Source organism: Nostoc sp. C96, assembly GCF_059384975.1.
Genome location: NZ_CM182020.1, coordinates 5274506 through 5288560 on the forward strand (window position 1 = coordinate 5274506; position 14055 = coordinate 5288560).

General features: G+C 37.2%; 13 protein-coding genes. 7 read left to right on the plus strand and 6 right to left on the minus strand.

Features of this window, described 5'->3' with window-relative positions; genetic code table 11:
- Positions 1-65 precede the first annotated feature (65 nt).
- Positions 66-452, plus strand: coding sequence for a VOC family protein (locus AC504W_RS22555; protein WP_494874449.1), 387 nt, complete (start codon positions 66-68; stop codon positions 450-452).
- Between the two features lie 57 nt (positions 453-509).
- Entirely contained in the window at positions 510-1403 is an 894-nt protein-coding gene (gene ylqF / locus AC504W_RS22560) for a ribosome biogenesis GTPase YlqF (protein ID WP_494874450.1), read from the plus strand.
- Positions 1404-1671: 268 nt separating this feature from the next.
- Here the strand turns inward: ylqF and AC504W_RS22565 are convergent, their stop codons facing one another.
- Complete coding sequence (locus AC504W_RS22565; RefSeq protein ID WP_494874451.1) at positions 1672-2091, minus strand: hypothetical protein; 420 nt, start codon at positions 2089-2091, stop codon at positions 1672-1674.
- A gap of 442 nt (positions 2092-2533) precedes the next feature.
- Positions 2534-2662 carry a hypothetical protein gene (locus tag AC504W_RS22570; protein WP_494874452.1) on the minus strand — a complete coding sequence of 43 codons (129 nt, stop codon included), beginning with the start codon at positions 2660-2662 and terminating at the stop codon, positions 2534-2536.
- A 314-nt stretch (positions 2663-2976) separates the two neighbouring features.
- Between AC504W_RS22570 and AC504W_RS22575 the strand changes: the two genes are divergently transcribed.
- Positions 2977-4593, plus strand: coding sequence for an adenylate/guanylate cyclase domain-containing protein (locus AC504W_RS22575; RefSeq protein ID WP_494874453.1), 1617 nt, complete (start codon positions 2977-2979; stop codon positions 4591-4593).
- A gap of 207 nt (positions 4594-4800) precedes the next feature.
- Positions 4801-5415 (plus strand): Uma2 family endonuclease, encoded by a 615-nt coding sequence (locus AC504W_RS22580; RefSeq protein ID WP_494874454.1) that lies wholly within the window; start codon positions 4801-4803, stop codon positions 5413-5415.
- Here AC504W_RS22580 and AC504W_RS22585 read toward each other — a convergent pair.
- From AC504W_RS22585 to AC504W_RS22595, 3 genes are all read right to left on the minus strand, one after another.
- Positions 5408-6178 carry an NACHT C-terminal helical domain 2-containing protein gene (locus AC504W_RS22585; protein WP_494874455.1) on the minus strand — a complete coding sequence of 257 codons (771 nt, stop codon included), beginning with the start codon at positions 6176-6178 and terminating at the stop codon, positions 5408-5410. The genes AC504W_RS22580 and AC504W_RS22585 overlap by 8 nt on opposite strands.
- Positions 6165-7625 (minus strand): NACHT domain-containing protein, encoded by a 1461-nt coding sequence (locus AC504W_RS22590; protein WP_494874456.1) that lies wholly within the window; start codon positions 7623-7625, stop codon positions 6165-6167. The genes AC504W_RS22585 and AC504W_RS22590 overlap by 14 nt, the downstream gene beginning before the upstream one ends.
- Positions 7626-7824: 199 nt before the next feature.
- Positions 7825-8706, minus strand: a complete 882-nt coding sequence (locus AC504W_RS22595; RefSeq protein ID WP_494874457.1) for a hypothetical protein — start codon at positions 8704-8706, stop codon at positions 7825-7827.
- A 324-nt stretch (positions 8707-9030) separates the two neighbouring features.
- On the opposite strand from AC504W_RS22595, the gene AC504W_RS22600 reads away from it, so the two are divergent.
- From AC504W_RS22600 to AC504W_RS22610, 3 genes are all read left to right on the plus strand, one after another.
- Positions 9031-9903 carry a substrate-binding domain-containing protein gene (locus AC504W_RS22600; RefSeq protein WP_494874458.1) on the plus strand — a complete coding sequence of 291 codons (873 nt, stop codon included), beginning with the start codon at positions 9031-9033 and terminating at the stop codon, positions 9901-9903.
- Positions 9904-9919: 16 nt separating this feature from the next.
- Positions 9920-11908 carry an ATP-binding protein gene (locus tag AC504W_RS22605; protein WP_494874459.1) on the plus strand — a complete coding sequence of 663 codons (1989 nt, stop codon included), beginning with the start codon at positions 9920-9922 and terminating at the stop codon, positions 11906-11908.
- 221 nt (positions 11909-12129) lie between these two features.
- Positions 12130-12807, plus strand: coding sequence for a class I SAM-dependent methyltransferase (locus tag AC504W_RS22610; protein ID WP_494878730.1), 678 nt, complete (start codon positions 12130-12132; stop codon positions 12805-12807).
- 149 nt (positions 12808-12956) lie between these two features.
- On the opposite strand, the gene AC504W_RS22615 is transcribed toward AC504W_RS22610, so the two are convergent.
- Positions 12957-13994: a VOC family protein gene (locus AC504W_RS22615; RefSeq protein WP_494874461.1), complete on the minus strand. Its 1038-nt coding sequence runs from the start codon at positions 13992-13994 to the stop codon at positions 12957-12959.
- Positions 13995-14055 lie beyond the last annotated feature (61 nt).

Below are 14055 nucleotides of genomic sequence, written 5' to 3' on the forward strand. Positions count from 1 at the left end.
TGATATTAATGGCTGATCAATTTATAGAGAAATGATTTGCAACATCAATTAGCTACAGCAAAGTAATGGTTTTGCGATATACTGAAGTATTCGTGGCGATCGCCACAGTTAATCTAGAAAGTTTAGTCAATTTCTATACTCAAGTTTTAAGTGAAAAACCTAGTACTTTGATTCCCAATGTTTATGCAGAGTTTCAATTGATGGGTTTGCGATTGGGGATTTTTCAACCGAAACAAAGTCACGAGTTAGAATTTGAAAACTCAACTAAAAGTAAAATAAGTTTGTGCTTAGAGGTGAGTAATTTAGAAGCGGCGATCGCTCATCTCACAAATTTAGGTTATCCTCCACCCGGCAAAATATCTATTGCTTCCCACGGACGAGAAATTTATGCCTACGATCCTGAAGGTAATCGTCTAATTCTGCATCAAGGTACAGGAGTCAATAGTCAATAGTCAATCGTCCTTTGTCAAAAGACAAAATTTCATACTTCATACTTCATACTTTTTTCTATGGCTATTACGAACAACTACAAATTAAACCTGATCCAATGGTATCCGGGTCATATTGCTAAGGCAGAGAAAAACCTCAAAGAACAGCTAAAACTGGTAGATGTGGTATTAGAAGTCCGAGATGCGCGGATTCCTTTGGCGACGCACCACCCGCAAATTGGTGAATGGGTGGGAAGCAAAACGCGGATTTTGGTATTGAACCGCTTAGATATGATTACACCCCAAGTGCGATCGCTCTGGACAGATTGGTTTAGAAGTCAAGGAGAAGTGCCTTATTTTACCAATGCTCAACAGGGTCAAGGTGTCACAGCTATTGCAAAAGCCGCCCAAGCCGCGGGAGTCGAACTGAATAAAAAAAGATGCGATCGCGGAATGTTACCTCGTCCTGTCCGGGCTGTGGTGATTGGTTTTCCTAACGTTGGCAAATCAGCTTTAATTAATCGCCTTTTGGGACGGCGTGTGGTAGAAAGTGCAGCACGCCCAGGGGTAACACGTAGCTTGCGTTGGGTACGGATATCTGACCAGTTACAATTACTCGATGCACCTGGTGTCATTCCTTCTCGCTTAGACAACCAAGACGCAGCTTTGAAATTAGCAATCTGCGATGACATCGGTCAAGCATCTTACGATAATCAACTTGTAGCATCCGCACTAGTAGATTTTCTGAACGAAATTCATATTACTGCAAATCATTTGTTACCAGAATCACCGCTACAGTTACGCTATGGACTCGACTCCACACCCTACACAGGAGAATCTTATTTAGAAGCTTTAGCAGAACATCGTTATAACGGCGATGTGGAACGCGCAGCCAGACAACTTTTTACAGATTATCGCAAGGGTTTATTAGGGACAATTCCTTTGGAATTACCACCTAATACCGTTTCACTTTAAGTTTGATACAAATAGACCGTAGGGGGCAGGGAGCAGGGGGAAGAATGAAAACCCATAAATTTGTATCATTTTTTTTGTGAAATGGTATGACTTATAAGCATACATTCTCGGCATTTTTTGAGCGATCGCTATGGGAAAATTCTTCAAGTCCCCTTTCCAAGGAGAGGGTTAGAGTGAGGTAATTCAAGAACTGATAATGAATGATTTGATAACTTGTTTGTACACCCTAACTTGGAGAGGAGTTAGGGAGAAGTTCATCAAACTTACGTTAATTTACTGTTGTTTTTGTACTTTTACCATTTGTTGCTGAGTTCTCTACATTTAGCGCCATCATTGTTGTAGTCGGTACAGTTGTTGATGCACGCTTATTTTGTTGGCGCAGCTTTCCACCTGCTTGCACATATTGCAAACTGTCTTTGCCATAGCGCGTTCTGACACTCATTAACATTTTTTCAGAATAGCTGCTTAAATCTTGCTCTAGTAATTGAATCTGCCCCATCGCTTCATCTAAAGTAGAGAGCATCGTATTATAGTTTGATAATTTTGTTTGTAAGGTTTGAATTCGCCTTTCATACTCCGTCAAACTCAACCCATCACCAAATTCCAAGGTTTCGCTAATTGATCGCATCCCAGCAATTCGTCGCGTTGCTTTATCTAATATTGTAGAACCACGTTTTAATCTTGCCATATATACCTTTTCTACTGAATATCCTGTAAAAATTGATGCAAACTTATCTTTTTACTCTAGCTATCTGCTATCTCTCTTGACCTGAGCAATAACAACCAAAACTAAAGTATTGTTACAGTAAAATCTAATATTTATTCACTAATTATACTGAAAAGTATTATAATTAAAAGTATAAAATTTCTGTTTTTTTGCTGTTGAGTTCTTAAATATCGTATTGGAGTACCCGAATATCGTATTGAAGTACCCGAATATCATATTGAAGTACCTGAATATCGTATTGGAGTACCCAAATATCGTATTGGAGTACTCAAATATCATATTGAAGTACCCAAATATCATATTGAAGTACCCGAATATCATATTGGAGTACTCAAATATCATATTGAAGTACCTAAATATCGTATTGAAGTACCCGAATATCGTATTGAAGTACCTCAATAGACTATGACGGTTCAAGTTGCACAACAACACAAATTACTAATTCAGAAATGCGTAGACGCAAAGCGGCTTGTCGCCAGACATCGCTTTTTGGGTACTTTTTACCATTACCCAGGAGATGATGAGAATACAAAGTTATACCATTTCACGAAAAAATGAGACAAATTTATGGGTTTTTCATTCTTTCCCCCTGCTCCCTGCTCCCTGCCCCCTGCGGTCTATTTGTATCAAACTTAAAGTGAAACGGTATTAGTAGTGGGTTGTCATATAGAAGCAATGTCTCCAACGGGCTGTGCTTACACGCAATAGATAAATTCTATTTAATTTACTGTAAACAGTTGTCGGAATGTCATTATCAGTGCCATAAAGATAAGGTAAAGGATTTATCCTGGGTATCCTTTACGTTAAAGATGTTTCCCTAGCTTCCAGGATAAACAAATCATACTCATGACTGAACTCACACTGCGCCTACAACAGGGAGAAACAGAAACAACAGTAACCGTGAATCAAGATGAATTCACTATTGGTCGTTTACCAGAATGTGACCTGTACTTACCTTTTGGTGGAGTTTCCCGAAAACATGCACTTTTACGAAAAAAAGCTAATGGTGCGTGGGCTATTGAGGATTTAGGCAGTAAAAATGGCACGCAAGTAAATCAAAGTTTTGTAACTGAAACGAGAGATTTACAACACGGTGATATTATTTGGCTAGGAAATGTCAGCTTAGTAGTATTGTTGGTAAATCCAGCAATGCAGGTGAAAATTCAACACGCAGCAGTTTCTGATAGTGCGGAACAAAGAACGATTTTACGTAATGTTGAACAGTTGCAACAGCAGTGGATAGCAGCTGATAGTCACGATGATGATATTACTACTAAAAATAAAAGCATTGCTCGCCTCAAAGACTTAGTAGATATTGCTAAAAATTTGTGTGCAGCCGCATCAATAGAAGAAATTTTTTCTCAAGTACAACAAGTAGTTTTTCGCTATCTCGACAGTATTGACCGCTTGGCTTTATTAATTGATGTAAATAGTTGCAATCATTTAGAGTTAGTCAATGCTGGTACGAGAAATACTTATGAACAAAAATATTTAGCAGCTGATGGTAGTTGGATTAGTCGCAGTATTTGTCAAAAAGTATTTGAAGAAAAAGTGGCAATTCAAACTGCGGATACTCACAAAGATGAACGATTTGCTGGGGAACATAGTATTTTAGTCAAAGGTATTCGCAGTGCAATGGCTGTGCCTTTGTGGGATGAAAATAAAGTCGTTGGTGTTCTCTATGCAGATGCCCATCTTTCTTCTTATCATTGGGCAGATGATGGTGAAGAAGAACTCAGCTTTTTTTCGGCTTTAGCAAATTTGGTTGCTTCAAGTGTGCAGCGTTGGTTATTAGTAGAAAAACTCAAAACAGAAGAAGTAATTCGTCATCGCCTAGAACGTTATCATTCTCCCGCAGTTGTACAGCAGTTAATTTCTGTGGGTGGTTTACCAGATGGACGTTTACCGACAACTGAAAGTGAGATTAGTATTTTATTTGCCGATTTAGTCGGGTTTACCGCACTTTCAGAGAGATTAACACCAAAAGCGATCGCTCAATTATTAAATAATTTATTTGAAGAAATGCTGCAAGAAGTATTTGGCTACGGCGGCACTTTAGATAAATATATTGGCGATTGTATTATGGCATTTTTCGGCGCTCCCGAACCGCTGGTAGATCATGCAGACCGCGCCACAGCCGCCGCTAAAGGAATGCTCACACGTCTGCAAAGGCTGAACGCCAAAGGTTTTTGGGAAGAACCTCTACAATTACGCATTGCAATTAATAGTGGTAAGGCTGTTGTTGGTGATGTTGGCAGTTCCCAACGGGTAGACTACACCGCATTAGGCGCTACGATTAACTTAGCAGCGCGGATGGAAGCTGTTTGTCCCCCTGGTGAGTGTGTGATTAGTGAAGCTACTTATCACATGCTGACAGATTCCTCAGATTTTCAAGAGATGGGAGATCATCGGTTTAAAGGTATTGATAGATTAGTGAAAGTTTATCAAACAAAAATGAGTTAATTCACATCTTGCACCAAGCAACTGAAGTAAATTGTAGGGTGCGTTCAAGCAAAGCGTAACGCACCGTATGATAGTGGTGTGTTACGGCTAATTCATCAATCTCTCAAATCCTTACATAGCCGTAACACACCCTACTTAATATTTACGACTTTTCTAAATTTATTAATTACGAATTGGCATAAAATAAATACTTGTGGAGGTAAGATTATGACTCAAGCTTTGCCTAAATTATTTACCTTCAATGAATTTATTGAATGGTATCCCAACGATGGTAAACTCTATGAATTACACAGGGGAGTAATTGTTGAAATGCCACCTCCAAGCGGAGCGCATGAAAAAGTGATTGGGTTTTTGTCGCGCAAATTAACAGTGGAGTTTGATCGTCTAAATTTACCTTACTGTATTCCTAAAACTACATTTGTTAAAACTCCATCTGCTGAATCTGCATATTTACCTGATGTATTGCTGCTAAATCTTGATAATCTTGACAATGAACCCCTTTTTCAAAAGTACTCAACAGTCAGCCAAGCCGCATCTGTTCCTTTGGTAGTTGAGGTTGTATCGAGCAATTGGCGTGACGATTACTACAATAAATTTAGGGATTATGAGGAAATGGGAATTCCTGAATATTGGATTGCTGATTATGCTGGATTAGGTGGTAGAAAGTTCATCGGGAATCCTAAACAACCGACTATTTTTGTGTGCGAGTTAATTGATGGTGAATATCAAATGACTCAGTTTCAAGGTAACGCTAGTATTATATCGCCTACTTTTCCGCAATTAAATTTAACTGCACAACAAATTTTTGATGCGGCTAATTAATATTTTGAGCTAACAACATCCGGGCTTCAATTGCTTCCCAGATTTGGGGAGAAACGCGCACTGCTGCTTGTTTACATTTAATGATGAGGTCATTTGCGTAAAGATAATTTTCTAAAGCCTTCTGTTCTTTAGAAGATAAATTGATCATATCTGGCGTAAGGTTTAACGCAGCAAGTAAAGTTTGTTGCAAATTTTGAGCAAATGCCATTTTCACTTGTTCTGGTTGTTGCTCATCAGGAATTTGAGTTTTCAGTGCTTGTAGTCGGGTAATTAGTGAGGTGAAATTGACATTATTCAAGATTTTTAGTTTTTCAAGCTCACTAGTATATTTAATAGCGATGGCGATGGCGTTGGCGTTGGCAATGGCGTTGGCGTTGGCGTTGGCGTTGGCGTTGGCAATGGCGTTGGCGTTGGTGATGGCGTTGGCGTTGGCGTTGGCGTTGGCGTTGGCGTTGGCGTTGGCGTTGGCGATGGCGATGGCGTTGGCGTTGGCGTTGGCGTTGGCGTTGGCGTTGGCGTAGACTTTGGCGTTGGCGTTGGCGTAGGCTTTGGCGTAGGCTTTGGCTTTGGCGATGGCGATGGCTTTGGCGATGGCGTTGGCGATCGCAATTGCCACTGTACGTTTACCAACTGGTTTATAATCTCCTGGTGAGCCACTTGTCATTTGTTCCGCCCAGTTTAATAAATCTCGTAACTTGGGTGAGTTAATATATTTCTGCGCTTCTTTTTCCATCAACAACAGCAAATCTTCAGGGGGCGACAATCGCCTCTAAACCAGCAACAAGTAAAAACACTTCTTTCCAGCGTTTATCTGTCAAGTGTGCAGTAATTAACTTATCAACTAAGCGATGATCATCAATATATTGTGCTGTTAAATATTCTTGTAGCGTGAGGTGAGAAAAAGAAAAGATATCTTCGGCGCGTTCTACTAAAATTCCCTGCTGCACAGCAATAGCATTCAGCACTGCTTCACCGTCTAAATGTTGCGGTGCATTTAAATTACTTGCCAGAAAATTTTTAATTTGCTGAACAATATCACGCTGAGAAAAAAACAGCCTGTCAGATTCAAAACCTGTATAAGCAATTTCTGATAATAATATTTCTTCTAATTCTGTATGCAGCCCTTGATATATTTCATCTCGCAAAATTCGCTTTTCTGATGCCCATTCTTCTAATAATATCCGCAAAGCTTTTTTATAAAGCACACTGCGATTATCAGGAAAGTTTTGGGAACGATCATATACTAAACACAGAAATGTCAGCAATAAAGGTGTGTGTGCTAACTCTTTAGCCGCAGAGTTTTCTGGTTTTTGTAGTAATTCCCAACATTTATCGCCTGTCCTGGCTTGCTTATCTACTTCAGATTGAAACCAATTATTTATAAACTGCTGCATTTGTTCATCATCAAAGTCTGCCATAATCACATCGCTAAAGCGACGGAAACAGTTACGATGAGCAGCAGTCCGACAGGAAGCTATAAACCGATTGCAATCATACTTATCAACAAAGTTTTGTATGTGGTTAATCGCTTCTGTTAAATTCTTAGTTGGTATTTCATCTAGTCCATCTAATAAAATGAGCAGTTTACCTGCTTCTAAAGCCTTAGCTGTAAATTTATCGGCTGATGGAAAGCCACAAATACTAAATTCTTCTGTAATGAATTTTTCAATATCTACATTACTAGAGGCAAATCTTTTTAACTCGATAAATACAGGGATACAGTTATGTTGAAATCCTCCTCTTTTTCCTTTCAATGCTTCTAGTCCCATCTTCCGCAAAAATGTAGATTTGCCAGCACCAGGGCCACCAAGTATCATTAAATATTGCTTTTCATTTGCAACTTTAATACCTACTTGTTTAGGCACATCTTTAGATTGAAACCTGCGACTGTTAGCGTTACGATAAAATTTTTCTAAGTTCTCAATAGATTCAAAACTTTGAATAGCATCATCATTTAAAAACTGTACCGCTGTATAGACAGATTCCAAAGATACAGGTTCACGCATTCCCAATACTTTGAGAATACCGTGTCGTTCTTGGTAGTTCTGCACATATTGTTTTGAAGCTGCAAAAATTAGTTCTCTAGTTTTTTCGTCTAAAGTTTTGCCAAACAATTTTAAGAACTGATCACCTCCTGTCAAAAGTGACTGAAAAAGAGGTACAGCGACACCACCAACAACAGATATTGCCCAAGGTTCCATTCCAGTCATAGTATTTAAAATTAACGTGTGTATAATTTGAACAAACTCAAAAGCTTATTTTATAAAAATGTATAATTTAATATTTTACGCCTCCCATGTCAGTAAATAATCTGGCAATTCTAAATTATTTATAAACAACAAGACACCCGACTTCTTCAAGAAGTCGGGTGTCTGATTTCCTCGATTGTTATCGACTAAATATCAGTTTTTATTTTAAATGTTTATTATTACAATATTCTATAGTTTCTTTCACAGCAGCAACTTCTACTGTAACTGGTTTGTCTTTAGTACCGTTGATCAAAAACTCACTAGCACCAACATGAGGCTTTTGAGAATTACCCCAATCGTAGGTATAACCTAACCCAGTCCAAGGATAATATTCTTTGTCTTTATTCTCAAAAGAGTTTTGATAAATATTATGCAGAGTTAAATTACTTTTAGGTACAGGTACAGGTAAAACGTTGCAACTAGAATCATTTATTTCTGGGTCAATACATGGTCGGCTTAAGTCTTCGGCTTTCACCCACATTTCTACAAAGTGGGTTTTATTAGCATATTTATTTAAAATTAATCCTAAATACTGTTGTAATCTCAACGCCAGCATCACTTTTCCTGGCAAATTTATGCCTGTTCCTTTGCAGCTTTGGCAAAATTCTTGCACTTGAGGAAATACTGTTAACCATGTTTGACGGCTAATTTCTTTTGTTCCTACAGCCCAATCTGTACTAGGATTTGAGGTATATAGCCAACTCACCATCAAAAATTCTGTTTTACCGTCGCGTTCTCTGGTTTTAATTTTGGGGTTAGTAGTGGATAATGCCCAAAGGTTATTAACAACTTTATCTGCACTTGGTTTTTTAGCATCCTGAATAGATGCGTCTAGTTGTTTTTTTAGAAAATTATAACTTTCGGGTTTATTTTTCTCTAAATATTCATAAATAGAGGGGATTGCTTGAGATTGTGCCAATAATTGTTTATCCAGATTCGGCACTGTTTGAATATGAGTTTCTGTAGCAAATAAACTGGAATAACCTACTGATAAACCAACAGCAGTTAAACTTAAAAACACATATTTATTAATCTTTTGCATAGTAATTTTCCTGCTACGTGACAGCAATAATTTATATCAACATAAAGATTGAGTCTGATTTTATAGGGTGTTTGCAGAATGCGCCAGTAAATTTAAACTTCGTGATTTTATTTGTTTGTATAAAAATAGTGCGATCGCCAGCACAAACACACTAGCAAAATCTTGGTATTGGTAGTGATACAAAACTTATTAATATTTACAAGTATTACTGTTGAAATAATTAATTATTTACACCGCAAGTTCACATTTTTTGGCTGTTATTTTGCTTAACTATTTGGGTACTCTAAAATGAGAATTATTCTAAACACGGGTATTGGCTGACTCATGATGAAAATTATTACTGCGCGAGTTATCTTAGGATTAGTCGTGCTAGGACTCTGTAGTTGTAACGCTATCAAATCAACTACCACAACCAATTCTAGTCAAACTACTAGTCAAAATGATGTACAAACCCAGCCACCCATCAAAATTGCTGGTTCTAGTTCATCTATCACAGTTTTAAAACTATTAACAGAAGCTTATCAAGCTCAAAATAAAACAGCCAAAGTAGAGTTTATCTCTCACAGTCAATCAGAAGGTGCGATCGCGGCACTTAAAAATGATATTGTCGATATTGCAGGTAGCAGTCACAAACTGAAGCCAGAAGAAGATAACGGTAAAATTCAATATCGTGAATTAGCTCAAGATTTACTCGTTGTTTTTACACACAACAGTGTTAAGGGTGTAACTAATTTAACAACTAATCAGTTAAAGTCAATCTACGCCGGAAAAATTACTAACTGGCAAGAATTAGGCGGCCCTAATGCACAAATTGTAGTCTTGGATAGACCAGAAGATGAATCTGCCAAAAAATTACTGCGAAAATACTATTTAGGTCAAGATAAAACCACTACTAAAGCTGTCATTTTAAATAAAGAAGGAGAGCTAATTGACACTTTACAAAGCACTCCCTATTCAATTGGTGCTTTTTCTTTAGCTTATTCTGTAATTAATCAATTACCAGCCAATCGCCTTAAACTAAATGGTATTGAGCCAAACAAAGATAATTTTACTAATGGTAAATACCAAATGGTACGTCATCTAGGAATTATTTGGCAAAAATCACCTACACCTACCACTCAAAAATTCATTGATTTTATCTTTGGCTCAGAAGGTCATAAACTACTGCAAGATAAAAGCTTTATTCCTAGCAATTAAATTTATCATCACCGCCATGCGAAGAAAATTTCGCTTACGCTTTAATCTCAGCCAAAAAATAGTTTTTTCATCTCTAGCTATATTTTTGAGCATATTTATATTGTGTTTATCCATCATTGGACATTGGTTTACTGATAGTCTTGAGCAGAACATTCGCCAAGAAGTTGCAAGTTTTGCAGAAAGAGTTTACCAAGATTTTCAGCATGAACAGGAAGATTTGGAAACACAAGTAAATTTGATTGCTGGGCGTGAGACAATTACCTTAGCAATTGAACAAAAAGATAAACAAAAACTTTTACAAGATTTACTCCCTATTAGAACTACTTTGAATTTAGATTGGATAAAAGTAGTTGATACTAATGGCAATACTTTATTAGATACAAGAAAATCTAGTTTAGTTACATCTAAATTACTTGATAAATCTATTACTAACATTGCTAAGAGCGGTGGTAGCTTTATTGATTTTATTGATGTAGAAGATAGTCTACAAGTTTTACAAGTAGTAATTCACCCAATCAAATCTTCCATAAAAATTGTAGGTGGAATTATTATGGGTAATTTAGTAGATGAGTCATTTTTAAAACAAATTGCTGTTGGTTCCTCTAAAGACATAGTTACGACAAAAAAAGACACAATTATTGCATCAACACTACCAGATATTAAAGAAACAAAATGGCAGCCTCCTTCGCCTAATTTGTCCACCCTTACAACATCAATTCAACAACAAGAATATTTTGCTAAAAGTATTGTATTTAAAGGCGCAAGTCAGTCTTTAAATACAACTATACTTTATCCAATATTGCAATTGGATAAAACTCAATCTTCACTTTGGCTAAGACTATATCTTTTGTTTTTATTGGGAGGTACAATTGTTACATTCATAGGATATTTAATTGGCAACAAAATTACCCGACCTTTGCAAGCTGTAACGCAGATTGCCAAAAAAGTGACAAAAGATGCTAATTTTGATTTACAAGCACCTGTCACTACTGAAGATGAAGTTAGTGTTCTAGCTATTTCTTTAAATCAGTTAATTCAACAAGTAAAACAACTTTTAACAGAACAGTATCAAGCAAAAGCTAAATTAGAAGCCTATAACCAAAATTTAGAGCAGAAAATCAAAGAAAGAACTAAAGAAGTTGAGCAAAAAAATCTTGACTTAAAAAATACTCTAAATGAGCTTAAGCAAACTCAATCTCAACTGATTCAAACTGAAAAAATGTCTTCTTTAGGACAGTTAGTTGCTGGTGTAGCTCATGAAATTAATAATCCGGTAACTTTTATTTATGGCAATGTTGAATATGCCGAAAATTATGTGAAAGATATACTGCAACTAATTCAACTTTACCAAAAGTATTACCCTAATCCAGATTCTAATATTCAAGATGTCATGAAAGAAGTTGAAATTGAATATATTATCCAAGACTTGCCTAAAATCTTGACTTCTATGAAAGTAGGTGCTGAACGTATTCATCAAATTGTTCTTTCTCTGCGAATTTTTTCGCGTTTAGATGAAGCTGAATTTAAAACTGCTAATGTGCATGATGGTATAGATAGTACCTTGTTAATTTTGAAACACCGCCTTAAAGCTCAAACTCATCGCCCAGAAATTCAAGTAATTAAAGAGTATTGCGAAATGCCGCATATCAAATGTTTTGCGGGTCAATTAAATCAAGTATTTATGAATATCTTGGCAAATGCAATTGATGCTTTAGATGAAGCTTGGGAAAAAAAGCTCTGTCAACAGCCAATAATTCGCATTTCTTCTGAATGTGAAAATGAAAGTATCTGCATTCATATTGCTGATAATGGGACAGGAATTCCCCAAAAAGTACAAAGTCGTTTATTTGATCCATTTTTTACTACTAAACCAATTGGTAAAGGAACCGGTCTAGGCTTATCAATTAGTTACCAGATAGTTACAGAAAAACATCGTGGGTCATTACAATGTATTTCTCTACCAGACAGGGGTACAGAATTTGTGATTACAATTCCAATCCGCTAGTACAACAAGTCAAAAGTCAAAAGGAAGAAAGAATAATAATACTATAAGCCTTTTAGCAATTCCAGATGGTTTGTTTATTTACGCCGACCTGTACTAGTATTTTTTTAGTGAGTAAATACTAGTTAACGATGAATCAAATCCGTAAGTTTAGTTTTTTACCTTTAATTGGGATTATTCTGATAGTTGCAAGTTTCTGGTTTTTGACTGCAAATAAACCAGAAATGACAAATATTTCCTCGACTACAGTTTATGAACAAAAAGTTAATCATAGTCCAGATGGTATTGGTAAATATTATATGGGGCGAGAAATTGCCCAAGTGATGGGACACACAGGCGCAGGCTGGCTGGAACGTCCTAGCCGCGAGTTAGAAGAACAGCCAAGCAAGATAGTCGGTGCGTTGGATTTAAAACCAAATGATGTAGTTGCAGATATTGGTGCTGGTACAGGTTATTTGAGTTTTTTGATTGCACCTTTATTACCTCAAGGAAAAGTCTTGGCTGTAGATATTCAGCCCGAAATGTTAGAGATTATTCAAGCTTATAAACAAGAGAAAAAAATTACTAATGTTGAGCAAATTTTAGCAACTATTGATAATCCCAATCTGCCTAATGCCAGCGTTGATTTGGCTTTAATGGTGGATGCTTATCATGAATTTGCATATCCTTACGAAGTGATGCAAGGAATTGTCAAAGCCTTAAAACCGGGGGGTAGGGTAGTACTGGTAGAGTACCGCGGGGAGAATCCCTTAATTATGATTAAACGTCTGCACAAGATGACGCAAAACCAGGGGCGGAAAGAAATGCAGGCTGTTGGTTTAGTTTGGCGCGAGACAAAAAACTTATTACCCCAGCAGCATTTGATGATATTTGAAAAACCAGTTGCTAGTACAACAAGGTAAAAGGAAAAAGTGAGCTACTGCGTTGGGCGGGTTTCCCGACTTGAAGCAAGTGGCGAACTCTGAAGGAGTCAAAAGGAAAAAGAAAGAATAGTGATACCACAAGCCTTTTAGCAATTCCAGATAGTCTATATTATTTACGCCGATCTGTGCTAGTTGAAACCTGTTTCTACCAGGTTCCAGAAATAGCCATCTGGTGCAGTGAAGGAGAAACTTTTTTCTCGAAACTCGTTTTCGATAATGTTAGTAAAGTTTAGCACTTGACTGGACTTGATGCGATCGCCATATTCTTCGATTCCCTGCACCCGATAAGTATACAGCGACATCCCTAAACTTCCTGGTTGTGCGGCTTCAAACCGCGATTCTAAGTTTATCGCCTCCGGGAAGCGAATTACATAAAGTCTCCCACTCCGCGCCGCCATCATATCAGTCTGGGAGGAACGAGGATCATCAAAAGTCGTCACTATAAATTTTTCTCCTGGTTTGAGGTCAAATAAATCTCGTCCTGCGGGTGAAGATTCATAGCTAGTTTCGACATCATCTCGCACTCGCAACAAACCTAAAATGTCCTCATAAAACTTCAGGCTAGTTTTGCTATCGTCTTGAACAACAATTCCAATATGGGTAAATTGACTAGTTTTCAATACAGATGCTGCGTTAATGTTTCCGTAATGGGGTATTGTGTAACCAAATCTTTGAAATAAAACTTGTCGCGCTAAAGGTTGCAATAATAACATTTCTCTCACCCCTACGCTTTGGTCAATAAAAGGGCGACTTTTGCGTTCTTTGTTATAAATAACTTCCCAATAGGGAATACTATATCGCACTGTAAAACCAGCCATTTTGGCTTCTTCGGCATGATTTAAAATAGTTAAAATATCAGAAGTTAGGGTAGTCGCCCAACGATTTCCCTTTGTTTTCATTGATGCTAACCCCAAACCTTGATTAGTGGGATTTTGCCAAACCATCAACCGAATTAACCCATGATCTGCATTTTGATGATATAGGCGAATGGAACGTAACCCAGAATTTACTCCATATAATTGATGGGCTGTCGCCGCAGGTAATTGACCAACTTGTCCAATACGATAACCAAATTGTTCCCAATATTGTATGGCAAAAATTGGGTCTGGAACACCAATACACACTTCATAGATACCTGCAATTTTAGTTTCTTGTCCTATATTCATACTGAATTTAATTTAGATATAACCAAATAATATTAATTCAAAAATAAGGTAGCAAAACAAG

Coding starts and splice junctions, on each gene's coding strand:
- AC504W_RS22555 (WP_494874449.1), top strand. CDS start 66: ATGGTTTTGCGATATACTGAAGTATTCGTGGCGATCGCCACAGTTAAT.
- AC504W_RS22590 (WP_494874456.1), bottom strand. CDS start 7,625: ATGACTGGAATGGAACCTTGGGCAATATCTGTTGTTGGTGGTGTCGCT.
- AC504W_RS22580 (WP_494874454.1), top strand. CDS start 4,801: ATGACTCAAGCTTTGCCTAAATTATTTACCTTCAATGAATTTATTGAA.
- AC504W_RS22605 (WP_494874459.1), top strand. CDS start 9,920: ATGCGAAGAAAATTTCGCTTACGCTTTAATCTCAGCCAAAAAATAGTT.
- AC504W_RS22565 (WP_494874451.1), bottom strand. CDS start 2,091: ATGGCAAGATTAAAACGTGGTTCTACAATATTAGATAAAGCAACGCGA.
- ylqF (WP_494874450.1), top strand. CDS start 510: ATGGCTATTACGAACAACTACAAATTAAACCTGATCCAATGGTATCCG.
- AC504W_RS22575 (WP_494874453.1), top strand. CDS start 2,977: ATGACTGAACTCACACTGCGCCTACAACAGGGAGAAACAGAAACAACA.
- AC504W_RS22595 (WP_494874457.1), bottom strand. CDS start 8,706: ATGCAAAAGATTAATAAATATGTGTTTTTAAGTTTAACTGCTGTTGGT.
- AC504W_RS22610 (WP_494878730.1), top strand. CDS start 12,130: ATGACAAATATTTCCTCGACTACAGTTTATGAACAAAAAGTTAATCAT.
- AC504W_RS22615 (WP_494874461.1), bottom strand. CDS start 13,994: ATGAATATAGGACAAGAAACTAAAATTGCAGGTATCTATGAAGTGTGT.
- AC504W_RS22600 (WP_494874458.1), top strand. CDS start 9,031: ATGATGAAAATTATTACTGCGCGAGTTATCTTAGGATTAGTCGTGCTA.